The following is a 23,187-nucleotide window of genomic DNA, read 5'->3' on the forward strand; positions in this document are numbered from 1 at the left end:
TCTATGAACGGCCACCTCGCGACCGTCGCGCGCAATACCGAGAGCCTGACCCCGCTGGGTCAGGAGATGGTCGCCGAGCTTAAGGTCGATGCCAGCCTGGCCTGGGGCGAGCTGACCATCGCCTGCCACCGCGACCTGATCGTCGAGGTCCTGACCTCACTGCGCGACCGGTTCGGCTTCCAGCAGCTGCTGGACGTCTGCGGCGTGGACTATCCGGACCGGGCCGAGCGGTTCGACGTCGTCTATCACCTGATCTCCCTGACGCGGAACGCCCGCATCCGGGTCAAGTGCACGACCGACGAGGTCCAGCCGGTCCCCAGCGTGATCGAGGTCTATCCGTCGGCCGGCTGGTTCGAGCGCGAGGCGTTCGACATGTACGGCATCCTGTTCTCGAACCACCCGGACCTGCGCCGGCTCCTGACCGACTACGGATTCCAGGGGCACCCGCTGCGCAAGGACTTCCCGATGACGGGCTATGTCGAGGTCCGCTACGACGAGGAGCAGAAGCGGGTGGTCTATGAACCCGTCAAGCTGACGCAGGAATATCGCAACTTCGACTTCCTCTCCCCCTGGGAAGGCGCGGAGTATCCGGCCCCGGTCCTGCCGGGCGACGAGAAGGCGGCGCAGGCCGCTGCTGTCGCAGGCGCCGCGCCTTCGGGAGGCAAGGCCTGATGGCTGACGGACACCCCATCGCCAACGCGACCCCCGACCGCGCCACGCTCGACCAGGTCGCCGACGACCTGGGTCACATCGCTTTCGACGACGGCCGGACCGCGCATGCGCGCGAGATGGACGACCGCAAGTTCACCATCAACTTCGGCCCGCAACACCCGGCCGCGCACGGCGTGCTGCGTCTGGTGCTGGAACTGGACGGCGAGGTCGTCGAGCGCGTCGATCCGCACATCGGCCTGCTGCACCGCGGCACCGAGAAGCTGATGGAGGCCCGCACCTACCTCCAGAACGTGCCCTACCTTGACCGGCTCGACTACGTCGCGCCGATGAATCAGGAGCACGCCTTCTGCCTGGCCATCGAGCGTCTGCTCGAGATCGAGGTCCCGTACCGTGCCCAGCTGATCCGGGTCCTGTATTCGGAAATCGGCCGCATCCTGTCGCACCTGCTGAATGTGACGACCCAGGCCCTGGATGTCGGCGCCCTGACGCCCCCTCTGTGGGGCTTCGAGGAGCGCGAAAAGCTCATGGTCTTCTATGAGCGGGCCTGCGGCGCGAGGCTTCACGCCAACTACTTCCGGCCCGGCGGCGTCCACCAGGACCTGCCGATGGCCCTGATCGACGACATCGGCCGCTGGTGCGCCGAGTTCCCGACGGCGCTGAAGGACATCGAGAGCCTGGTCACCGAGAACCGCATCTACAAGCAGCGCAACGTCGACATCGGCATCGTGTCGAAGGAACAGGCCCTGCAGTGGGGCTTCACCGGCGTCATGCTGCGCGGCTCGGACATCGCCTGGGACCTGCGCAAGTCGCAGCCCTACGAATGCTATGCCGAGCTGGAATTCGACATCGTCGTCGGCAAGAACGGCGACTGCTGGGACCGCTACCTCGTGCGCATCGAGGAGATGAAGCAGTCGGTTCACATCATGGAGCAGTGCATCCACAAGCTTCGGAACTGCCCGGGCGAGCCGGTCATGGTCGAGAACAACAAGATCGTGCCCCCGTCGCGCGGCGAGATGAAGCGGTCGATGGAAGCCCTGATCCATCACTTCAAGCTCTACACCGAAGGCTTCCACACGCCGGCCGGCGAGGTCTACGCCGCCGTCGAGGCGCCCAAGGGCGAGTTCGGCATCTATCTGGTCTCCGACGGCACCAACAAGCCTTACCGCGTGAAGATCTCGGCCCCCGGCTTCCGTCACCTTCAGGCGATGGACTGGATGAACCGCGGCCACATGCTGGCTGACGTCTCCGCCATCCTGGGCTCGCTCGACATCGTCTTCGGCGAGGTCGATCGGTGAGCGACCAGACCTTCACCGCCATCCTCGTCGGGCTGTGCGCCATGGGCGGCGGCCTGATGCTGCTGACCCTGCTGGTCGTCGGCTTCTCGACGGACAGCAAGGCCATTCGCCACCCTCAGGGCCGCGTCGGTCTGGTGAAAGACAATCTGCTGCTGATCGGTCCCACCGTCGCCCCCCTGACCATGCTCGCGCTCGCCGAACTGACCACGCTGGATGACAGCGCCGTTTGGCTTTGGCTGTGGGCCGCGGTCCTGGTCGGGATCGTCGGATGGGCATTCATGCCGGCGCAACGTCGGGCCCGCGAGCGGCTGTACGTCGTTCATCGGTATCCGCCGCAATGACCGCCTTTGTCGTCGAGCCCGTCTTCACCCAACTGCAGGTCATCGCCTTCGTCGGCTTCCTGCTGTTCGGCGTGGCCGTTCAGTTCTTCTTTTCGCCGCGCCGTCGCGAAGTCATGGGTAGTGCGAAGTTCGCGCTCGCGTCCGCCGTCATCGCCACCCCGGGCATCGCCGGAGTCACCCTCGTGCGCGGAGCGTACCGTGCCGGCTATCTGGCGGAGGGCAGGGGCTTTCTGGAGGCCAACCTGCGCTCGATGATCTGGATGAGCGGCTTCATTTTTCTCAGCCAGCTGGCCGTGCGGTTCCTGCCGCCGATGTCCTGGCTTTCCCGCGACCTCGCGAACGCCGGCAGGGCGGTCTGGGGCGCGCGTCTGAACCGTTGGATGGGTAGAGCATGAGCGTCCGTCGTCTCGCCAAGGAACAGCCCGCCTCGTTCGCCTTCTCGAACGACACGATGAGGAAGGCCGAGTGGTGGATCGCCAAATATCCGGCCGACCGTCGTCAGTCGGCGGTGATCCCGATCCTGTGGCTGGTTCAGAAACAGGAAGGCTGGGTTTCGGAACCGAGCCTGCGCGCCATCGCCGACCTGCTGGGCATGGCCTACATCCGGGTGCTGGAGGTTGCGACCTTCTACACCATGTTCATGCTGGAGCCGGTCGGCTCGGCCGCCCTGATCCAGGTCTGCGGCACGACCCCCTGCATGCTGCGCGGCTCGGGCGACCTGATGAAGGTCTGCAAGGACCGGATCGGCCCGAAACAGACCCTGTCGGCCGACGGCAAATTCTACTGGGAAGAGGTCGAGTGCCTGGGCGCCTGCGTCAACGCGCCGATGGCCATGATCAACGACTACTATTTCGAGGACCTGACGGCCTCGGACATGAACCAGATCATCGACGACTTCGCGGCCGGCAAGACGCCGAAGCCGGGTCCGCGCGTCGATCGCGTCAACTCGGCGCCCGAGGGCGGGGCTTTGACCCTGACCGACCCCAAACTCTATGACGGCTCGGCCGCCCAGCCGATCAAGAAGCTGCCGAACTCAGATCCGGCGCCGGTGCCTGCATGACCGCTCCCGATCCGCAAGCCGAGGCCCAGGTCGCAGCCTATCGCGCCGAACTGCGCACCGTGGGTCGCACGCCGCGCCTGGCTGGTTTCGGCCTGGTGCTGCTGGGCGCCATCCTGGTCTGGTTGGCCGGGCGTGCGGGCGACTTCGGCCCGACGGTACGGGTGTCCGGCTATGTCGCCCTCGGCGGCGGCTGGGCCCTGATGCTCGCTGCCATCTTCCTTCGCACCCGGTATCATCGCCGCCGTCTGGCCGAGCTCGATGGACGCGGACAATGAGCGCGCTGCTTCGCGCCCACGGGGAACCGTCGCGTGATTGTCTGACCGCGCGTGCACACTTCGTGATCCCAAGACGTTCGGGGGACCGTCGTGACATCGAAACATCCGAAGCGCGGCGTCGCCGGCCTGTTCATGGCCAATCTGATGGGCGCCGGCGCTCTGCCCCTGGGCGGAGCCTCCGCACAGCCCGTTCCGCCGGCGCCCGCTGCGCCGTCCCCTCCGTCTTCTCCCGCCGGTTCCCCGAATGCGCCTGATCAGACACCCACGAATTCGGGCGGCCAGCGTCCGCCTCCGCCAACCGAGCGCCAGACCGGCGACCGGCGCAGCGAACTCTCGCGCCCGCGCGGCAAGGGCGTCGGCGGCTCCGGCCGTGGAGGGACCCCGCTGATGGCCGGGCTGTTGCAGGACAAGGATCGCATCTTCACCAACCTGTATGGGGTCCAGGACTGGGGCCTTGAGGGCGCGAAGACCCGCGGCTGCTGGAACGCGACCAAGGACATGCTGGACATGGGCCGCGACTGGCTCATCACCAACGTCAAGAACTCCGGCCTGCGCGGACGCGGCGGCGCCGGCTTCTCGACGGGTCTGAAGTGGTCCTTCATGCCCAAGGAACTCAAGGATCGTCCGCATTATCTCGTCGTTAACGCCGACGAGAGCGAGCCCGGCACCTGCAAGGACCGGGAGATCATGCGCCATGACCCCCACCTGCTGATCGAAGGCTGCCTGATCGCCTCCTTCGCGATGCAGGCCCACGCCTGCTACATCTATCTGCGCGGCGAATATGTGCTCGAGCGCGAGCGCATGGAGGCGGCGGTCAAGCAGGCCTATGAAGCCAGGCTGATCGGCAAGAACAACGTCCACGGCTGGGACTTCGACGTCTACATCCACCACGGAGCCGGGGCCTATATCTGCGGCGAAGAGACCGCCCTGCTGGAATCGCTGGAGGGCAAGAAGGGCCAGCCACGCCTGAAGCCGCCGTTCCCGGCGGGCGCGGGCCTCTACGGCTGCCCGACCACGGTGAACAACGTCGAGTCGATCGCCGTCGTCGGCACGATTCTGCGTCGGGGGGCCGAGTGGTTCGCCGGCTTCGGTCGTCCGAACAACACGGGCACCAAGCTGATGTCGATCAGCGGCCACGTGAACAGGCCGTGCAATGTCGAAGAAGCGATGTCGATCCCGCTGCGCCAGCTGCTGGAAGAGCATTGCGGCGGCGTGCGCGGCGGCTGGGGCAACCTGAAGGCCGTGATACCGGGCGGAGTCTCCGTGCCGCTGATCACGCGCGAGATGTCCGAGACGGCGTTGATGGACTTCGATTCCTTGCGCGACATGAAGTCGGGCCTGGGTACTGCGGCCGTCATCGTCATGGACAACGACACCGACCTGGTGAAGGCGATCGCTCGCATCAGCTATTTCTACAAGCATGAGAGCTGCGGCCAGTGCACGCCGTGCCGCGAAGGCACCGGCTGGATGTGGCGCGTGCTGGAACGCATGGCCGTGGGCGAGGCCGATCCGTCGGAGATCGACCTGCTGCTCGACGTCGCCGGTCAGGTCGAGGGTCACACGATCTGCGCCCTCGGCGACGCGGCCGCCTGGCCGGTCCAGGGCCTGATCCGTCACTTCCGTCACGAGATCGAGGATCGCATCTCGGCCTACCGCACCCGCCGCGCGAACTTCGCCGGCCACGCCATCGCGGCGGAGTAGGGGATGCGGGCTGTGCTCATCCTGACCGTGGCCATCGCCGCTCTCGTCGCCTGCAACCAGGCGCCGGAGAAGGCCGAGCCGACGCCGACCGAGATCGTCGCCGCCGAGGCGCCGGTGTCCGACGCCGTGGCGCAGACGCCCGCCGTCCTGACGGCCGTCGACCTGCGCCGCGTGTGCAAGGCCGGCCTCGCCGCCATTCACGGCCAGGACGTAGCAGCTATCGAACTGACCGGCATCGAGGGCGATGCGGTCAACGCCCAGTGGCGCGCGCCGGTCGACGGCGGCCTGATGAAAGCCCAGTGCCGGGCCTCCGACGGCCTGGTCGTGTGGAAGCCGCTCGATCTGCCCGACCCCGCCTCCGTGCGGTGGATGAATGAATCCGGCGATCCGGTCGTGCGCTACGCCATGCGCGGCGACGAGATCGAGATCACCCAAACGCTGCCTGACGGCACGACGCAGACGGCCGCCGAGGTTGTTCGCGCTGAAGAAGAGGTCCGCTGATGCCCGTCGCCAAGGTCAACGGCGTCGATGTCGAGTTCGAGCCCGGCATGACCGTGCTTCAGGTCGCCGAGCGCGCCGGGCACGAGATCCCGCGCTTCTGCTACCACGAGCGACTGTCGATCGCCGGCAACTGCCGCATGTGCCTGGTCGAGGTGAAGCCCGGACCGCCCAAGCCGCAAGCGTCTTGCGCGCTTCCGGCCGCCGAGGGCCAGATGATCTTCACCGACACGCCGATGGTGAAGAAGGCCCGCGAAGGGGTGATGGAGTTCCTGCTCATCAACCACCCGCTCGACTGCCCGATCTGTGACCAGGGCGGCGAGTGCGACCTGCAGGACCAGGCCATGGGCTACGGCCGCGACGGTTCCCGCTATGCGGAGAACAAGCGCGCAGTCGAAGAAAAGCACATGGGTCCGACCATCAAGACCTTCATGACGCGGTGCATCCAGTGCACCCGTTGCGTGCGCTTCATCAGTGAAGTGGCGGGCGTGCCCGACATCGGCATGATCTCGCGCGGCGAAGACGCCGAGATCACCACCTATCTCGAACAGGCGGTGAACTCCGAGCTGTCGGGCAACGTCAATGACCTGTGCCCGGTCGGCGCCCTGACCCACCGTCCTTGGCAGTTCCACTATCGTCCGTGGGAACTGAAGAAGACCGAGACCATCGACGTCATGGACGCCCTGGGCTCCAACATCTCGGCCCAGTCCAAGGGCGCCGAGGTGATGCGCATCCTGCCGCGCGTCCACGAGGGCATCAACGAGGAGTGGCTGTCGGACAAGAGCCGCTACGTCGTCGACGGCCTGCAGGCGCGTCGCCTGGATCGGCCTTACATCCGTGAGAACGGCAAGCTGCGCGCCGCCTCGTGGGACGAGGCGCTGAACGCCGTGGCGTCGAAGTTGAAGGCCGCCCCTGCAGACAGGATCGGCGTTATCGCCGGCGACCTGCAGGACGCGGAATCGATGAAGGCGGCGCTGGACCTGTTCCGGGCGCTGGGCTCGCCGAACACCGACTGCCGTCAGGACGGCGCAGCCATGGGCTATGGCCCGCGCGAAGGCTGGCTGTTCAACACCGGCCTGCAAGGGCTGGAAGAGGCGGACTCCATCCTGCTGGTGGGCGTCAACCCGCGCACCGAGGCGCCGCTGCTGAACCAGCGGATCCGCAAGAGCTGGCTGGCCGGCAAGACCCGCGTCGGCGTCATCGGCGACGCCGCCGACCTGACCTATGATTTCGACGTCGTAGGCCGCGGAACAAAGACCCTGGCCAAGCTGCCCAAGGTCGCCTCAGACGCCCTGTCGAATGCCGAACGCCCCGCCATCGTGGTCGGCGCCGGCGCCCTGTCGGGTCCGGATGGCGCCAAGGTGCTGCAACAGCTCGGCAAGCTGGCCGCCAAGGTCGGCGTCGTGAAGGACGGCTGGAACGGCTTCAACGTCCTGCATCACGCTGCTGCCCGCGTCGGCGGCCTGGACATGGGCTTGGTGCCTGCAGCCGGCGGCCTGTCGGCTCACGAGATGGTTCAACCGGGCGCTCTCGATGTCCTGTTCCTGCTGGGCGCCGACGAGATCGAGACCGGCCCGTCCGGGGCCTTCAAGGTCTATCTGGGCAGCCACGGCGACCGGGGCGCGCACACCGCCGACGTCATCCTGCCGGGCGCCGCCTGGACCGAGAAGTCGGGCCTCTATGTCAACACCGAGGGCCGGGTGCAGATGGCCGAACGCGCCGTCTTCCCGAAGGGCGATGCCAAGGAAGACTGGGCCATCCTCCGCGCCCTGTCGGAACGCGTCGGCCAGACCCTGCCGTACGACACCCTTGATCAACTGCGCACCAAGCTGATGGGCGATCATCCGACCTTCGGCCGCATCGACTATCTGGCTCCGGCCGGTTCGTTCGACGTGGCGGCTCTGGGCCAGAAGGGCGACGCCGGCGATGTCGGCTTCACCTCGGCCGTGGTCGATCCCTATCTGAACAACCCGATCGCGCGCGCCAGCGCGACGATGGCCGAGCTCAGCGCCCAGCGCATGGCTCCGGCCCTGCTGGCGGCGGAGTAGGGCGATGGAATCCACTTCCTTCTGGACCACGCCCGTCGGCTGGACCCTCGCCACGACCGGCGCCGTTCTGCTCGTCACCGTCGGTGTCCTGATCTCCGTCGCCTTCCTGCTGCTGGCGGATCGCAAGATCTGGGCGGCCGTCATGATGCGAAAGGGCCCCAATGTCGTGGGTCCGTTCGGCCTGCTTCAGTCCTTCGCCGACATGATCAAGTTCGTTCTGAAGGAGATCGTCGTCCCGGCCGGCGCGGACAAGGTCGTCTTCCTGATGGCGCCGGTCATCACCGTGATCATGGCCTTCACCGTCTGGGCGGTCATTCCGTTTGCGCCGGGCTGGGTCATCTCCGACCTCAACGTCGGCATCCTCTACGTCTTCGCGATCAGTTCGATGGGCGTCTACGGCATCATCATGGGCGGCTGGGCCTCGAACTCGAAATACCCGTTCCTGGGTTCGCTGCGCTCCGCTGCGCAGATGGTGTCCTATGAGGTCTCCATCGGCCTCATCATCATCAACGTCATCCTGCTGGCCGGGACGATGAACCTGTCCTCGATCGTGACGTCGCAGGAAGGCTGGATCTGGAACTGGTACGTCTTCGGCGGCGGCGCCGACACCTGGCCGCTGGTGCTCGTCATGTTCCCGATGATGATCATGTTCTTCATTTCCGCCCTGGCCGAAACCAACCGCCCGCCGTTCGACCTGCCCGAGGCTGAGTCCGAACTCGTGGCCGGCTATCAGGTCGAGTATTCGTCGACGCCCTATCTGCTGTTCATGATGGGCGAGTATGTGAACATCATCTTCATGTGCGCGATGATCTCGATCCTGTTCTTCGGCGGCTGGAACCCGGGCTTCCCAATCGACTTCACCGCCGACTGGAACCCGTTCCTGGTCAACCTGCTGCTGTTCGGTGTGCTGTTCATCAAGATCCTGTTCTGGTTCTTCATGTTCGCGATGGTGAAGACCTTCGTGCCCCGCTACCGCTACGACCAGCTGATGCGTCTGGGCTGGAAGATCTTCCTGCCGACCTCACTGGTCGCCGTGGTCGCTGTTTCGGCCTGGCGCGTCTTCGCGGTGGGGGCATGATCCGCATGGCTCTGCTCGCCCTGACGGCCGTGACCCTGGCCGGCTGTCTGCCGCCCGCCTATGAGGCCGAGCCCGCGTCCGTCTATCAATGGCAGCGGCGCCAGGATGACATCCAGCGCCGAGAGACCGAACGGGTTCGCCTGTGCGCCATCATGAACAAGGACACGGATCGCTACGAGCGCGACTGCACGCGTCCGGGAGACCCCGTCCGATGATCACCCGTATCGCCCAGGCCGCAAAGGGCGCGCTGCTGCTCGATCTGGTCGGCGCATTCGGCCTGACCATGCGCGAGTTCTTCCGTCCCAAGAAGACGGTGAACTTTCCGTTCGAGCGCGGCCCGCAATCGCCGCGTTTCCGGGGCGAGCACGCTCTGCGTCGTTACGCCAACGGCGAGGAACGCTGCATCGCCTGCAAGCTGTGCGAGGCCATCTGCCCGGCCCAGGCGATCACGATCGAGTCCGAGCCGCGGTCTGACGGCAGTCGCCGCACGACCCGCTACGACATCGACATGGTCAAATGCATCTACTGCGGCCTGTGCCAGGAGGCCTGCCCGGTGGACGCCATCGTAGAGGGACCGAACTCGACGTTCGCGACCGAGACGCGCGAAGAACTCTACTACGACAAGGCCCGACTGCTGGATAACGGCGACCGCTGGGAACGGCAGATCGCGAAGAATCTGGAACTCGACGCCCCCTATCGCTAAACGAAGCGCGCGATTCCCTTACGGGTCGCCGCCCAACCGACTGAAAGGGGCATCGTCCCTCCCATGCTGCAAGGCATAGCCTTCTATCTGCTGGCGGCGACCGCCGTTCTGTCCGGCCTCCTGGTCGTGACGGCGCGCAACCCCGTGCACTCGGTCCTATGGCTGATCCTGGCCTTCTTCTCGTCAGCGGGACTGTTCGTCCTTCTGGGCGCGGAGTTCCTCGCGATGTTGCTGGTGGTCGTCTACGTCGGCGCCGTCGCGGTGCTGTTCCTGTTCGTGGTCATGATGCTGGACGTCGACTTCGTCCGCCTGCGCGAGGGATATGCGACCTATCTGCCCCTGGCCGCGCTCGTGGCGGGCATCCTGCTGGCTGAGATGATCATGATCTCGATCGTGGTGGTGCAGGGCGGTGCGGCCGCTGACGCCGTGGGCCCCGCCGTGGCGACCGCAGACGCCTCGAACGTCGAGGTCATCGGGCGGGTGCTCTATACGGACTATATCTACTTCTTCCAGGCGGCCGGGATCGTGCTGCTGATCGCCATGATCGGCGCCATCGTCCTGACCCTGCGCAAGCGGACCACCGTCCGCCGCCAGGATCCGGGCTCCCAGACCAACCGCGACCGTAAGACCTCGGTCGAGATCAAGGGCGTCGTCACCGGCGTCGGCGTCACCGGCGAGGAACTGCGCTGATGGAAGTCACCCTGCAGCACTATCTGGCGGTGGCGGCGATGCTGTTCACCATCGGGGTCTTCGGCATCTTTGTGAACCGCAAGAACGTCATCATCATCCTGATGTCGGTCGAGCTGATCCTGCTGGCCGTGAACATCAATTTCGTCGCCTTCTCGGCCTATCTGAACGACGTGTCGGGGCAGATCATGGCCATGTTCGTCCTGACCGTGGCCGCCGCCGAGGCCGCCGTCGGCCTCGCCATCCTGGTGACCTTCTTCCGCAACCGCGGCGATATCGCGGTTGACGACGCCAGCGTCATGAAGGGCTGACCGCGTGAGCCTCGAACTATTGGTCACCCTGGGCGTCTTCGCCCCCCTGCTCGGCGCGGCGATCGCCGGCTTCTTCGGGCGCCGCATCGGCGACATCCCGTCTCAAGCCGTCACGACCGGCCTGCTGTTCTTCTCGTGCGCCGTGGCCTGGACCGTGTTCAGCCAGTGGACCTGGGGTCATCTCGAGCCGTTCACGGTCGTCGTCTCGCCCTTCATCAACGTCGGCGATTTCCAGTCGAACTGGTCGATCCGCATCGACGCCCTGTCGGCGACCATGCTGGTCGTGGTCACGACGGTGTCCTCGCTCGTGCACCTGTATTCCTGGGGCTACATGGCCGAGGACGACTCGAAGCCGCGCTTCTTCGCCTATCTGTCCCTGTTCACCTTCGCCATGCTGGCCCTGGTCACCGCCGCCGACTTCATGCAGCTGTTCTTCGGCTGGGAAGGGGTGGGCCTCGCCTCCTATCTGCTGATCGGCTTCTGGTTCAAGAAATCGACCGCCTCGGCCGCCGCCATCAAGGCCTTCGTCGTCAACCGCGTCGGCGACTTCGGCTTCGCGCTCGGCATCATCACGGTCTTCTGGATGTTCGGCACGATCCAGTTCGCCGAACTGTTCCCGATGATCGCCTCAAAGGCCGGCACGGGCTGGGAGTTCCTCGGCTACACCTGGTCGGCGCTCGATCTGGCGGGCGTGCTGCTGTTCATCGGCGCCATGGGCAAGTCGGCGCAGTTCTTCCTGCACACCTGGCTGCCCGATGCCATGGAAGGCCCGACACCCGTGTCGGCCCTGATCCACGCAGCGACCATGGTCACCGCCGGCGTCTATATGGTCTGCCTGCTCAGCCCGATCTACGAATACGCCCCGACGGCGTCGCTGATCATCGCTGTCACCGGCGCGGTCACCGCCCTGTTCGCCGCGACGGTCGGTCTGATGCAGAACGATATCAAGCGGGTGATCGCCTATTCGACCTGTTCGCAGCTGGGTTACATGTTCTTCGCGGCCGGGGTCGGCGCCTATGAGGCGTCGATGTTCCACCTGTTCACCCACGCCTTCTTCAAGGCCTTGCTGTTCCTTGGCGCCGGCTCGGTGATCCACGGCATGCATCACGAGCAGGACATGCGGAAGATGGGCGGGCTGTGGAAGCTGCTGCCCGTGACCTATGCGGTCATGATGATCGGCACGATCGCCATCACCGGCCTGGGCATCCCGGGGATCGGCGGCTTCGCCGGCTTCTATTCCAAGGACTCGATCATCGAGAGCGCCTTCGCGGCGGCGACCAGCGGGCATTCGCCGGCCGGCTATTTCGCCTTTGTCGTCGGCATCTTCGCGGCGGGCCTGACCAGTTATTACTCGTGGCGGCTGATATTCATGACCTTCCACAACAAGCCGCAGTGGACGGAAGAGGCGATGGCGGCGCACTCGCACGACCATGGTCACGACGACCATGCCTCTCACGCCCAGCTCGAGACCCATTCCGAGCCGCTGCCCGATGATCATGCGCGCGACGATCACGCCCACGACGACCACGGCCACCACGGTCCGCTGAAGCCGCACGAGAGCCCGTGGATCATGCTGGTTCCGCTGATCGCCCTGTCGATCGGGGCCATTGCGGCCGGCTTCGTCTTCGCCCCGAACTTCATCGGTCACCACGAGACCGAGTTCTGGCGCGGCGCGATCTTCAACGGCCCGACCAACCACGTCCTGCACGAGAGCCATGATGTTCCGCTGTGGGTGAAGTGGTCGCCCTTGATCGTCACCCTGACCGGCGCCTTCATCGCCTTCTGGTTCTACGTCCTGAAGGAAGGTCTGCCGAAACGCATGGCCGCCAACGAGGGGCCGTTGTGGAGCTTCCTCTACAACAAGTGGTATTTCGACGAGATCTACGACGTCATCTTCGTCAAGGGCGCCAAGACGCTGGGCGACTTCTTCTGGAAGGTCGGCGACGTCAAGATCATCGACGGGCTGGGGCCGAACGGCGCCGCCTGGGCCTCGCTGAAGTCCGCCGCGCGACTGGCGAAGATCCAGTCCGGCTATGTCTATCACTATGCGTTCGTGATGCTGCTCGGCGTGGCCGGTCTGCTCGCCTTCGCCATCTACGCCTGGGGCGCATAGGATGAGTGCGATCCCCAATATCCTGAGCGTCGTCACCTTCCTGCCGCTGGTCGGCGCGGGACTGATCCTGCTGGCCAAGCTGATGGCCGGGTCCAACGAGGATACCATCGCTCGCTGGGTCGCCATGATCACCACCCTGGTGGTGCTGGCCGTCTCGACCGTGCTGGTGCTTCAGTTCGACAGTACGAATGCGGCCTATCAGTTCGTCGAGAACTACGTCTGGTTTGCGGGCGCGGGCTATCATCTGGGCGTCGACGGGGTTTCGATCCTGTTCGTCCTGCTGACGGCCTTCCTGATGCCGATCTGCATCCTGGCCAGCTGGAAGTCGGTCGAGACCCGCGTCGGTGACTACATGATCGCCTTCCTCGTGCTGGAAACCCTGGTCATCGGCGTGTTCACCTCGCTGGACCTGTTCCTGTTCTACATCTTCTTCGAGGGCACCCTCGTTCCGATGTTCATCATCATCGGCGTGTGGGGCGGGGCGAACCGGATCTACGCTGCCTACAAGTTCTTCCTCTACACCCTGCTCGGGTCCGTCCTGATGCTGCTGGCCATGCTGTGGATGGCCAACGAGGCCGGCACGACCTCGATCCCGGCGCTGAAGGAATATGCCTTCGGGCCGCAGGCCCAGTCGATCCTGTGGCTGGCCTTCTTCGCCTCCTTCGCGGTGAAGATGCCGATGTGGCCGGTGCACACCTGGCTGCCCGACGCCCACGTCCAGGCGCCCACGGCGGGCTCGGTCATCCTGGCGGGCATTCTGCTGAAGCTGGGTGGCTACGGCTTCATCCTGTTCAACGTGCCGATGTTCCCCGATGCCTCGGTCGCGTACCGGCCGCTGGTCTTCACCCTGTCAGTGATCGCCATCGCCTACACCTCCCTGGTCGCCTTCCGTCAGACCGACATCAAGAAGCTGATCGCCTATTCGTCGATCGCCCACATGGGTTTCGTGACCATGGGCATCTTCGCCGGCAACGCCCAGGGCCTGCAGGGCGCCGTCTTCCAGATGCTGAGCCACGGGCTGATCTCGGGCGCGCTCTTCCTCTGCGTCGGCGTCGTCTATGACCGGATGCACACGCGTGAGATCGCCTTCTACGGCGGCCTGACGAACCGGATGCCCTGGTACGCCGCCATCTTCCTGATGTTCACCATGGCCAACGTCGGCCTGCCGGGGACCTCGGGCTTCATCGGCGAGATCCTGACCCTGACCGGGGTCTACCAGGCCTCGACCTGGGCCGCCTTCGTGGCGGCGACCGGCGTCATCCTGTCGGCGGTCTATGCCCTGACCCTGTACCGCAACGTCATGTTCGGCGAGATCACCAACCCGGCCCTGGCCACGATCAAGGACATCGACCTGCGCGAGCTGGTCATCTTCGTCCCCCTGATCGTCGGCACCATCTGGCTGGGCGTGCAGCCGGACCTGGTCCTGAACTACACCGCCGCCTCCGTCGACGCCGTCGTCAACGGCTGGCAGCTCGCGACCGGCGGGTGAGAGAATAATGCCTGACCTGTCATACGCCCTGAACCTAGCCGCCTCTGAGCTGACGCTCGCGATAGGCGCTCTCGTCCTGCTCCTGCTCGGCGCCTTCATCGGCGAGAAGTCGGCACGGCTGATCTCCATCCTGTCTGTCGCCCTGCTGGTCGCAGCGGCCGCCGTCGCCGCCACCGGCCCGCTGGGTCAGGCCTTCAACGGCGCCTATGTCGCCGACCCGCTGGCCATCTACGCCAAGGTCGCGATCTACATCGCCTCGGCCTTCGCCGTGGTTCTGGGCGGCGGCTGGATGCAGCGGATGAACATCGCCCGCTTCGAGTTCCCGATCCTGATCGTCCTCGCCGCGGTCGGCATGGGGATGATGGTGTCGTCCGGCGACCTCATCTCGCTCTACGTCGGGGTCGAGCTGCACTCCCTCGCCCTCTACATCCTCGCCGCCTACCATCGCGACGATCTCAAGGCGTCCGAAGCCGGCCTGAAGTATTTCGTCCTCGGCGCCCTGTCGTCGGGCCTGCTGCTGTACGGCGCCAGCCTGATCTACGGCTTCGCCGGCTCAATGCGGTTCGAGGACATCGCCGCCTATGCGGCCGCCAACCCGGGCCCGGGCCTGATCTTCGGCCTGGTCTTCCTGATCTGTGGTCTGGCCTTCAAGGTCTCGGCCGCGCCGTTCCACATGTGGACGCCTGACGTCTACGAAGGCGCGCCGACCCCGGTCGTAGCCCTGTTCGCCACGGCGCCCAAGATGGCCGCCATGGTGCTGTTCGCCCGCGCCCTGTCGGAAGGCTTCCTCGGCGCCCACGACCAGTGGGCCCAGGTCCTGATCCTGATCGCCTTGGCCAGCTTCGTGGTCGGCGCCTGGGGCGGTCTGGCCCAGAAGGACGTCCAGCGCCTGCTGGCCTATTCATCGATCGCCAACATCGGCTACGCCGTCCTCGGCATCGCCGCCGGCACCGAACAGGGGCTGCAGGCCATGGTCATGTTCATGACCCTGTACATGATCGACACCATGGGCTTCTTCGCCATCCTGCTGTCACTCAGCCGGAACGGCCGTCCGATCCGCAAGATCGCCGACCTCGCGGGGCTCAAGAACGATCGTCCGTTGACGGCCCTGGCCATTACCATTCTGTCGCTGTCGGTGCTGGGCATGCCGCCGTTCGCCGGCTTCTGGGGCAAGTACTACGTCTTCGGCGCCGCCGCCTCGGCCGGCTACTGGATGGTCGCTGCCGCGGGTCTTGTGGCCTCGGTCGTGGCCGCCTTCTACTACCTGCGCATCATCAAGCTGATGTGGTTTGACGCGGCGCCCGAGGGCACGGCGCCGACCGACAAGGCGCCGGTTGAAGCCCAGTGGATCGGCTGGGCCTGCGCGGCCTTCAGCTTCCCGCTCGTGATCGTCGGCCTGACCTGGCTGGAGCCCCTGACACGTATCGCAGCCACCGGTTTCGGAGCGGGGTAGGGCGGTGACGCCCGCCATCCACCTCCTCGACGAGAGCGATTCCACCAACGCCGAGGCCCGCCGCCGCGCCGAGGCCGGGGAAATCGCGAGCCAGTGGATCGTTGCGCGCCGCCAGTCCGCAGGACGCGGCCGGCGGGGCCGCGCGTGGAACAGCGACACGGGCAACCTGTTCGCCACCCTGCTGACCCTGACGCGAAAGCCGCCCGCCGAGGCCGCACAGGTCACCTTCGTGGCCGCGCTCGCGGTCGCCGACCTGCTGGACGCCTTCGCCGTTCCGGGCGTGGTCTCGATCAAATGGCCCAACGACGTGCTGATTGCCGGCGGCAAGGCTTCGGGCATCCTGATCGAGTCCGGCGTCCATGCGTCCGGCGCCCTGTGGCTGGCCGTCGGCATAGGGGTGAACCTGGCCCATGCGCCGGAGGGGACCGAGCGCCCCGCGACCAGCCTCGCCGCCCATCTGCGCGCGGACATCGCCTATCCGCCCTCGATCGAAGCCGCAGCTACCGTCCTCGCCGAGGCCTTCGCCGTCTGGCAGGCGCGCTGGGACAGCCTGGGCTTCCAGCCGATCCTCGACGCCTGGACGGCGCGCACCGAAGGCCTGGACGGCCCCTGCGTCGCCCGGCTGGGACATGAGACGCTCGAGGGCCATGCCGAGGGCGTGGCCGCGGACGGCGCCCTTCGCCTGCGCACCGGGGACGGGGCCCTGCGCCTCATTTCGGCGGGCGACGTCTTCTTCGGTTCGGACGCGCACGGAAGGGCCGCCTGATGCTTCTCGCCATCGAACAGGGCAACACCAACACGCTGTTCGCGGTCCATGACGGCGAGACCTGGATCGCCCAGTGGCGCACGGCGACCGAGGCCAGCCGTACGGCCGATGAATACGCTGTCTGGCTGACCCAGCTTCTGGCGATGCGCAAGATCGACCTGGCGTCGCTGAACGGCTGCATCATCTCCAGCGTCGTGCCTCAGTCGATCTTCAATCTGCGAAATCTCGCGCGCCGCTATCTGGCGGTCGAGCCCCTGGTTATCGGCGACAATGTCGAACTGGGCATCCCGGTGCGGATCAGGAAGCCTAGCGAGGCCGGCGCCGACCGGCTGGTCAACGCCATCGGCGCGCACCTGGTCTATCCTGGCGACCTGATCGTCATTGACAGCGGCACGGCGACCACCTTCGACGTCATAGCCGCCGATGGGGCGTTCGAGGGCGGGGCCATTGCGCCCGGCATCAATCTTTCCCTGCAGGCCCTGCACGAGGCGGCCGCCATGCTGCCGCGCATCGCCATCCAGAAGCCGGACACGGTCATCGGCAAGGACACGGTGTCCAACATGCAGTCCGGCGTCTTCTGGGGCTATGTCGGCCTCATCGAGGGCATGGTCTCACGCATCAAGGCGGAGTGGGGCAAACCCATGACCGTCATCGGAACCGGAGGCGTCGCCTCCCTGTTCGAGGGGGCGACCCCATCCATCGACCGGTTCGATCCGGACCTGACCATCCGCGGCATGCTCGAAATCTGGCGCCGCAATACCCATCTGACGGACACATGACAAAACAAACCAAGGCTTCGGCCAACGACGAACTCGTCTTCCTGCCGCTCGGCGGCTCTGGCGAGGTCGGTATGAACCTGAACTGCTACGGCTACGGGCCGGAAGACAATCGCCAGTGGATGATCGTCGACGTCGGCGTGACCTTCGGCGACCTGTCGACGCCCGGCGTGGACATCATCGTCCCGGATCCGTCCTTCCTCGAGGGCGAGAACATCCGCGGCATCGTCCTGACCCACGCGCACGAGGATCATATCGGCGCCCTGCCCTGGCTGTGGAGCCGCATGAAGGCGCCACTGTACGCCACCCCCTTCACCGCCTTCCTGATCCGCGAGAAGCTGCGCGACAACGGCGTCAGGGACGTCAAGATCATCGAGATCCCGATCGGTGGCCACGTCGACCTCGGCCCGTTCCAGGTCGATTTCGTCACCATGACCCACTCGATCGCCGAGCCGAACGGTCTGAAGATCACGACGCCCCTGGGCACGGTCTTCCACACCGGCGACTGGAAGCTGGATCCCGCCCCGGTCATCGGTCAGCCGACCGACATCGCCACGATCACGAAGATGGGCGATGACGGCCTGCTGGCCATGGTCTGCGACAGCACCAACGTCTTCGTCGAGGGTGAGGCCGGTTCGGAGACGGAGGCCCAGGACGGCCTCATCGAACTGATCGGCAGTCTCAAGAAGGGCCGCATCGCTGTCGGCTGTTTCGCCTCCAACGTCGCCCGCATGGTCAGCGTCATCAAGGCGGCGGACAAGGCCGGGCGCCGCGTCGCCCTGGCCGGCCGGTCGATGCACCGCATCACCGCCGCCGCCCGCCACGTCGGCCTGTTCAATGACTCGCAGCGCATCCTGACCGAGGATGAAGCCCGTCACTGGCCGGCGGACGAGATCCTGTATCTGTGCACCGGCAGCCAGGGCGAGGATCGCGCCGCCCTGTCGCGCGTCGCCGACGGTTCGCACCCCTTCATCAAGCTGGGGCTGGGCGACCACTGCATCTTCTCGTCGCGGGTCATTCCCGGCAACGAGCTGCCGATCGCCAACCTGCAGGACCGGATGGCCGACCGGGGCGTGCGCCTCTACACCGAGAAGGATCACCCCGGCATCCACGTCTCCGGCCACCCGTGCCGCGACGAGATCAAACAGATGTACGCCTGGGCCCGTCCGCGCATCTCGGTGCCGACCCACGGCATGCGCCGCCACCTGATGGAACACGCCGCCTTCGCCCGCGACCTCGGCGTCGAGGAGACGGTGACGCCGCGCAACGGCGACCTCGTTCGTCTGGCGCCCGGCAAGGCCGTGATCATCGACGAGGTGCCGAACGGCCGTCTTTATGTCGACGGCGGCATGGTCGTCACCGAGAAGGGAGAGGCCCTGCGCGAGCGTCGTCACGCCTCGACCAACGGGGTTCTGGTGGTCAGCTTCGCCATGGACAAGCGCGGCAGGATCGTCTCGGACATCGATGTCCGCGCCATCGGTCTGCCGGGCGACGAGGTCACCCCGTTGGGCGATGCCCTGGACGACCTGGCCGAGCGCGTCGAGCAGGTTGTGGGCTCCCTGAAGAACGATGCTCGCGATGACGACACGGTGGTCGAACAGGCCGTGGCGCGAGTGCTGAAGAAGGCCTCGCAACAGATCTGGGACCGCCGCCCGATCGTCGAGACGGTGATCCTGAGGCTGTAATGATCGGCAAACTGAACCACATCGGCGTCGCCACGCCCTCCATCGAGGCCAGCGTCGCCCTGTATCGCGACATGCTGGGGGCAACCCAGGCCGGGAAGCCGTTCGACCTGCCGGCCCAGGGCGTGCGCGTCTGTTTCATCGACCTGCCCAACAGCCAGATTGAGCTGATCGAGCCGCTGGGCGACGACAGCCCGATCCATGGCTTCCTGGCCAAAAACCCGAGAGGCGGCCAGCATCACGTCTGCTTCGAGGTGCAGGACATCCTGATCGCCCGCGATGCCATGCGGGCCAGGGGCGCGACCCTCCTCGGCACTGGCGAACCCCGTATCGGCGCCCACGGCACCCCCATCCTGTTCCTGCACCCGAAGGACATGGGCGGCGTTCTGGTCGAGCTGATGGAAACTCCGAAGGAAGCTCACTGACATGCCCATCGGCCCGATCACCATGTTCGCCATCTACATTGTCGTCTGGTGGGTGGTTCTGTTCACCGTCCTGCCGCTGGGCACGTCCAGCGAGACGCACGAGCCGCCGACCGACGGCAGCCAGTGGGGCGCGCCGAAGACGCCGAACCTCAAGCGGAAATTCATCACCACGACCTGGGTGTCGTTCCTGCTGTGGATGTTCGTGATGTGGCTGGTCTTCATCGGCTGGATGCCTCTGCCGGACCTCGCCCCGCCGGTTCCCTGAATCCTCCCCCATCTGGGGGTGGAGGAAGGATCGCATGCGATCCGACGACGGGCCCGCGAAGCGGTTGAGGGCGCCGGCCCCAGACACGGAGTGCGCGGCGAGCCCCCTCCGTCTGCTCGCGAAGCGCTCGCTTCCACCTCCCCGACGGGGGAGGATTGGCCTAGCTTTCGCCCTGTCCTCGCGTTTAAAGCTGACCACCCCTGACGCCTTCCGAATTCGAGACGCCCATGCGCCTGTCGCGCTATTTCCTGCCCACGCTGAAAGAGGCGCCGTCCGACGCCCAGATCGTCTCGCACCAGCTGATGCTGCGCGCCGGAATGATCAAACAGGAGGCCGCCGGCATCTACGCCTGGCTGCCGCTGGGTCTGCGCGTCCTGAACCGCATCGAGCAGATCGTGCGCGAAGAGCAGGAGCGGGCAGGGGCCGTCGAGCTGTTGATGCCGACGCTGCAACTGGCAGACCTGTGGCGCGAGTCGGGCCGCTACGACGCCTACGGGCCGGAGATGCTGCGCATCACGGACCGGCACGAGCGCGAGCTGCTTTACGGCCCCACCAACGAGGAGATGATCACCGACATTTTCCGGAGTTTCGTTAAATCTTACAAGGCCTTGCCGCTGAACCTGTTTCACATCCAGTGGAAGTTCCGCGACGAGCGTCGGCCGCGCTTCGGCGTCATGCGGGGCCGTGAGTTCCTGATGAAGGACGCCTACAGCTTCGACATCGACGAGGCCTCCGCCCGCCGGGCCTACAACCGCATGTTCGTGGCCTATCTGAACACCTTCGCCCGTCTGGGTCTGAAGGCCGTGCCGATGCGCGCCGACACGGGTCCGATCGGCGGCGACCTGAGCCACGAGTTCATCGTCCTGGCTGACACGGGCGAGAGCCAGGTCTTCTGCGACAAGGCCCTCGTAGAGATGCCGGCGCCGGGTCCCGACGTCGACTGGAACGACCTGCAGTCCATCGTCGACGGCCGCACCTCGCTCTATGCGGCGACCGAGGAGATGCACGACGCTGCCCAGTTCGAAAGCCAGACGGAGGAAGGCGACCGCCTGACCGCGCGCGGCATCGAGGTTGGCCACATCTTCTACTTCGGCACGAAGTACTCGGCCCCTATGAAGGCGAAGGTCGCGGGGCCGGACGGCGTCGATACCGATGTCCACATGGGCTCCTACGGCGTCGGGGTGTCGCGTCTGCTGGGCGCCATCATCGAGGCCAGCCATGACGATGCTGGGATAATCTGGCCCGACGCCGTGGCTCCGTTCGACGTTGTTGTCATCAACCTGCGCGCCAACGACCCGTCGGTCTGCGAGGCCTGCGAGGCAGCCGTGGATGCCCTGGAGAAGGCTGGAAAGTCGGTCCTCTATGACGACACCGACGAGCGCCCGGGCGGCAAGTTCGCCACCGCCGACCTGATCGGCATCCCGTGGCAGCTGGTCATCGGTCCCAAGGGCGTGGCCGAGGGCGTGGTCGAGCTTAAGCGCCGGGCGACCGGTGAGAAGTCGACCGTGCCGCTCGCCGTTGCGCTGGAGGCCATCGGTTGACGGCCACATCGGTCACGCCGGCGCCCAGGCCCGCCGGCGCCTTCTCTTCCTGGGAGATCGGCCTCGCGCTGCGTTACCTGCGCGCCAGGCGCAAGGAGGGAGGGGTCGCGACCATCGCCATCATCTCCTTCATCGGCATCATGCTGGCCGTCGCCGTGCTGATCAGCGTGATGAGCATCATGGCCGGGTTCAGGAATGAACTGCTGGGCCGGATGCTCAGCTTCAACGGCCATATGTATGTCCAGGGCGAGGTCCTGAACGCACCAAACCGCGACGCCATCGTCGACCGCCTGCGCGGAGTCGAGGGCGTCGTCGGCGTCACCCCCCTGACCGAGTCCCAGGCCATCATTCGCGCGGGTGGCCAGACGACTGGCGCCTTCGTACGCGGCATCGCCCCCTCCGACCTCGACACCATGCAATACGTCAACGCCAGCCTGTCGGACCAGGCGCGCGCCAGCTTCGGCCAGGGCGCCTATGGCGGCGACAATGTCCTGATCGGCCAGGCCCTGGCGGATTCGCTGGGCCTGCGGGTCGGCGATCCGATCGAGATCTATTCGCCGACCGGCGCCGACTCGGCCTTCGGCAACCTCGGTGGACTGAACAAGACCTACACCGTCGGCGGCACCTATTCGTCGGGCACCGCCGACTACGACCGCGCCTTCATCTTCATGCCGCTCGAACAGGCCCAGTTGTTCTTCGGCAAGGAGGGTCTGTGGGACGTCATCGAGATGAAGGTCGCTGATCCCGACCGCGTCGGCGAATATCTCGCGCCTGTCCGCGAGGCGGCCGGTCCTGGCGGCTTCGTCGTCGACTGGCGTGACAAGCTGGCGGCCTTCTGGGGCGCGCTGAAGGTCGAGCGGGTGGCGATGTCCATCATCCTCGGCCTCGTCGTCGCCATCGCCGCCATGAACATCATTTCCGGCATCGTCATGCTGGTGAAGAACAAGGGCCGCGACATCGCCATTCTGCGCACCATCGGGGCCAGCCCCTCGTCGATCCTGCGCGTCTTCTTCATGGCCGGCGCCACCATCGGCGTGGCCGGAACACTGGCGGGGCTGACCCTGGGCCTGTTGTTCTGCCTGAACATCGGCGCGATCCAGCATTTCCTGGAGGCGATTACCGGCGTCCAGCTGTTCAACGCCGACGTCTATATGCTCGATGCCATCCCGGCCGAGGTCGATCCCGTCGACGTTATGTGGGTCGCCTTCTGGTCCCTGCTGATGAGTTGTCTCGCCAGCCTGCCGCCGTCATGGAACGCGTCGCGGATCGATCCGGTGGAGGCCCTGCGCTATGAGTAGCCCGGTTCTCTCCCTGCGCGGGGTGACGCGCACCTATACGACCGGCCAGGGCGACCTGACGGTGCTGAAGGGCGTCGATCTGGATATCTTCCCCGGTGAACTGGTCGGGCTGATCGGCCCGTCGGGATCCGGTAAGTCGTCCCTGCTGCACGCCGCGGGTCTGCTGGAGCGTCCCACCTCGGGAGAGGTGCGGATCGACGGCGAGGATGTCGGTCAGCTCGATGAGCGCGCCCGCACCCGCCTGCGCCTCAGCCGCGTCGGCTTCGTCTACCAGTTCCACCACCTGCTGCCGGAGTTCGACGCGCGCGACAATGTCGCCCTGCCGATGCGGATCGCCGGCCATTCTCTGGATCAGGCCCGCGCGCGCGCCGAGGAAGCCTTGGGCGCTCTCGGCCTTTCCGAACGCACCCTGCACCAGCCCGCCCAGATGTCGGGCGGGGAACAGCAACGCGTCGCCCTGGCTCGCGCCCTGGCCAACAGGCCGCGCCTGTTGCTAGCCGATGAGCCGACGGGCAACCTCGATCCCGCCACCAGCCAGACGGTCTTCGAGTCGCTCCAGAAACTGGTCAAGGAGACCGGCGTCGCCGCCCTGATCGCCACCCACAACATGGAACTGGCCGGCCATATGGACCGCGTCTTCGCCTTGAAGGACGGCCATCTGGAAGAGCGCCAGGCCGAGAGTCGGGAATACTGATCGGATCAGCGGAGGC

25 protein-coding genes are annotated in these 23,187 nt (G+C 66.1%); all 25 read left to right on the top strand.

All coding sequences use genetic code 11. The features are described from left to right. The first annotated feature begins 3 nt into the window (after positions 1–3). Positions 4–672 carry an NADH-quinone oxidoreductase subunit C gene (locus ACP7AZ_RS13435; RefSeq protein WP_426039249.1) on the top strand — a complete coding sequence of 223 codons (669 nt, stop codon included), beginning with the start codon at positions 4–6 and terminating at the stop codon, positions 670–672. A gap of 116 nt (positions 673–788) precedes the next feature. After that, on the top strand, positions 789–1,967 hold the full coding sequence (locus tag ACP7AZ_RS13440) for an NADH-quinone oxidoreductase subunit D (RefSeq protein WP_303694485.1): 1,179 nt from the start codon (positions 789–791) through the stop codon (positions 1,965–1,967). Continuing rightward, positions 1,964–2,308 carry a hypothetical protein gene (locus ACP7AZ_RS13445; RefSeq protein WP_426039142.1) on the top strand — a complete coding sequence of 115 codons (345 nt, stop codon included), beginning with the start codon at positions 1,964–1,966 and terminating at the stop codon, positions 2,306–2,308. The genes ACP7AZ_RS13440 and ACP7AZ_RS13445 overlap by 4 nt, the downstream gene beginning before the upstream one ends. Then, positions 2,305–2,703, top strand: coding sequence for a hypothetical protein (locus ACP7AZ_RS13450; RefSeq protein ID WP_426039143.1), 399 nt, complete (start codon positions 2,305–2,307; stop codon positions 2,701–2,703). The genes ACP7AZ_RS13445 and ACP7AZ_RS13450 overlap by 4 nt, the downstream gene beginning before the upstream one ends. Further along, on the top strand, positions 2,700–3,368 hold the full coding sequence (nuoE, locus tag ACP7AZ_RS13455) for an NADH-quinone oxidoreductase subunit NuoE (protein ID WP_426039144.1): 669 nt from the start codon (positions 2,700–2,702) through the stop codon (positions 3,366–3,368). The genes ACP7AZ_RS13450 and nuoE overlap by 4 nt, the downstream gene beginning before the upstream one ends. After that, entirely contained in the window at positions 3,365–3,643 is a 279-nt protein-coding gene (locus ACP7AZ_RS13460; RefSeq protein ID WP_426039145.1) for a hypothetical protein, read from the top strand. Before nuoE ends, ACP7AZ_RS13460 begins: the two co-directional genes overlap by 4 nt. A gap of 387 nt (positions 3,644–4,030) precedes the next feature. Further along, a complete protein-coding gene (gene nuoF, locus ACP7AZ_RS13465; protein ID WP_426039250.1) occupies positions 4,031–5,344 on the top strand; it encodes an NADH-quinone oxidoreductase subunit NuoF in 1,314 nt (437 codons plus the stop codon). Between the two features lie 3 nt (positions 5,345–5,347). After that, on the top strand, positions 5,348–5,845 hold the full coding sequence (locus ACP7AZ_RS13470; protein ID WP_426039146.1) for a hypothetical protein: 498 nt from the start codon (positions 5,348–5,350) through the stop codon (positions 5,843–5,845). Beyond that, positions 5,845–7,890, top strand: coding sequence for an NADH-quinone oxidoreductase subunit NuoG (nuoG, locus tag ACP7AZ_RS13475; protein WP_426039147.1), 2,046 nt, complete (start codon positions 5,845–5,847; stop codon positions 7,888–7,890). The genes ACP7AZ_RS13470 and nuoG overlap by 1 nt, the downstream gene beginning before the upstream one ends. Before the next feature lie 4 nt (positions 7,891–7,894). Next, positions 7,895–8,968: an NADH-quinone oxidoreductase subunit NuoH gene (gene nuoH, locus ACP7AZ_RS13480; RefSeq protein ID WP_426039148.1), complete on the top strand. Its 1,074-nt coding sequence runs from the start codon at positions 7,895–7,897 to the stop codon at positions 8,966–8,968. Beyond that, a complete protein-coding gene (locus tag ACP7AZ_RS13485) occupies positions 8,965–9,183 on the top strand; it encodes a hypothetical protein (protein ID WP_426039149.1) in 219 nt (72 codons plus the stop codon). The genes nuoH and ACP7AZ_RS13485 overlap by 4 nt, the downstream gene beginning before the upstream one ends. Further along, on the top strand, positions 9,180–9,671 hold the full coding sequence (nuoI, locus tag ACP7AZ_RS13490) for an NADH-quinone oxidoreductase subunit NuoI (protein WP_426039150.1): 492 nt from the start codon (positions 9,180–9,182) through the stop codon (positions 9,669–9,671). Before ACP7AZ_RS13485 ends, nuoI begins: the two co-directional genes overlap by 4 nt. Positions 9,672–9,734: 63 nt before the next feature. Beyond that, positions 9,735–10,361 (top strand): NADH-quinone oxidoreductase subunit J, encoded by a 627-nt coding sequence (locus tag ACP7AZ_RS13495; RefSeq protein ID WP_426039151.1) that lies wholly within the window; start codon positions 9,735–9,737, stop codon positions 10,359–10,361. After that, positions 10,361–10,669 (top strand): NADH-quinone oxidoreductase subunit NuoK, encoded by a 309-nt coding sequence (nuoK, locus tag ACP7AZ_RS13500; protein WP_303694284.1) that lies wholly within the window; start codon positions 10,361–10,363, stop codon positions 10,667–10,669. The genes ACP7AZ_RS13495 and nuoK overlap by 1 nt, the downstream gene beginning before the upstream one ends. A 4-nt stretch (positions 10,670–10,673) precedes the next feature. After that, entirely contained in the window at positions 10,674–12,782 is a 2,109-nt protein-coding gene (gene nuoL / locus ACP7AZ_RS13505; RefSeq protein WP_426039152.1) for an NADH-quinone oxidoreductase subunit L, read from the top strand. Between the two features lies 1 nt (position 12,783). Beyond that, a complete protein-coding gene (locus ACP7AZ_RS13510) occupies positions 12,784–14,271 on the top strand; it encodes an NADH-quinone oxidoreductase subunit M (RefSeq protein ID WP_426039153.1) in 1,488 nt (495 codons plus the stop codon). Between the two features lie 7 nt (positions 14,272–14,278). Beyond that, complete coding sequence (gene nuoN / locus ACP7AZ_RS13515; protein WP_426039154.1) at positions 14,279–15,724, top strand: NADH-quinone oxidoreductase subunit NuoN; 1,446 nt, start codon at positions 14,279–14,281, stop codon at positions 15,722–15,724. A gap of 4 nt (positions 15,725–15,728) precedes the next feature. Continuing rightward, positions 15,729–16,490: a biotin--[acetyl-CoA-carboxylase] ligase gene (locus ACP7AZ_RS13520; protein ID WP_426039155.1), complete on the top strand. Its 762-nt coding sequence runs from the start codon at positions 15,729–15,731 to the stop codon at positions 16,488–16,490. Further along, positions 16,487–17,269, top strand: coding sequence for a type III pantothenate kinase (locus ACP7AZ_RS13525; RefSeq protein ID WP_426039251.1), 783 nt, complete (start codon positions 16,487–16,489; stop codon positions 17,267–17,269). The genes ACP7AZ_RS13520 and ACP7AZ_RS13525 overlap by 4 nt, the downstream gene beginning before the upstream one ends. Continuing rightward, positions 17,266–18,951 carry a ribonuclease J gene (locus ACP7AZ_RS13530; RefSeq protein WP_426039156.1) on the top strand — a complete coding sequence of 562 codons (1,686 nt, stop codon included), beginning with the start codon at positions 17,266–17,268 and terminating at the stop codon, positions 18,949–18,951. The genes ACP7AZ_RS13525 and ACP7AZ_RS13530 overlap by 4 nt, the downstream gene beginning before the upstream one ends. Next, the gene (gene mce, locus ACP7AZ_RS13535; protein ID WP_426039157.1) at positions 18,951–19,373 is read left to right on the top strand and encodes a methylmalonyl-CoA epimerase; all 423 of its coding nucleotides are present in this window, start codon (positions 18,951–18,953) and stop codon (positions 19,371–19,373) included. Before ACP7AZ_RS13530 ends, mce begins: the two co-directional genes overlap by 1 nt. A 1-nt stretch (position 19,374) precedes the next feature. Then, entirely contained in the window at positions 19,375–19,638 is a 264-nt protein-coding gene (locus tag ACP7AZ_RS13540; protein ID WP_426039158.1) for a DUF1467 family protein, read from the top strand. A gap of 227 nt (positions 19,639–19,865) precedes the next feature. Then, the gene (proS, locus tag ACP7AZ_RS13545) at positions 19,866–21,179 is read left to right on the top strand and encodes a proline--tRNA ligase (protein WP_426039159.1); all 1,314 of its coding nucleotides are present in this window, start codon (positions 19,866–19,868) and stop codon (positions 21,177–21,179) included. Continuing rightward, the gene (locus ACP7AZ_RS13550) at positions 21,176–22,477 is read left to right on the top strand and encodes a lipoprotein-releasing ABC transporter permease subunit (RefSeq protein ID WP_426039160.1); all 1,302 of its coding nucleotides are present in this window, start codon (positions 21,176–21,178) and stop codon (positions 22,475–22,477) included. The genes proS and ACP7AZ_RS13550 overlap by 4 nt, the downstream gene beginning before the upstream one ends. Then, positions 22,470–23,171: an ABC transporter ATP-binding protein gene (locus ACP7AZ_RS13555; protein WP_426039161.1), complete on the top strand. Its 702-nt coding sequence runs from the start codon at positions 22,470–22,472 to the stop codon at positions 23,169–23,171. The genes ACP7AZ_RS13550 and ACP7AZ_RS13555 overlap by 8 nt, the downstream gene beginning before the upstream one ends. The last annotated feature ends 16 nt before the right edge of the window (positions 23,172–23,187 follow it).

Source organism: Brevundimonas sp. DC300-4, from assembly GCF_049897365.1.
GTDB lineage: Bacteria > Pseudomonadota > Alphaproteobacteria > Caulobacterales > Caulobacteraceae > Brevundimonas.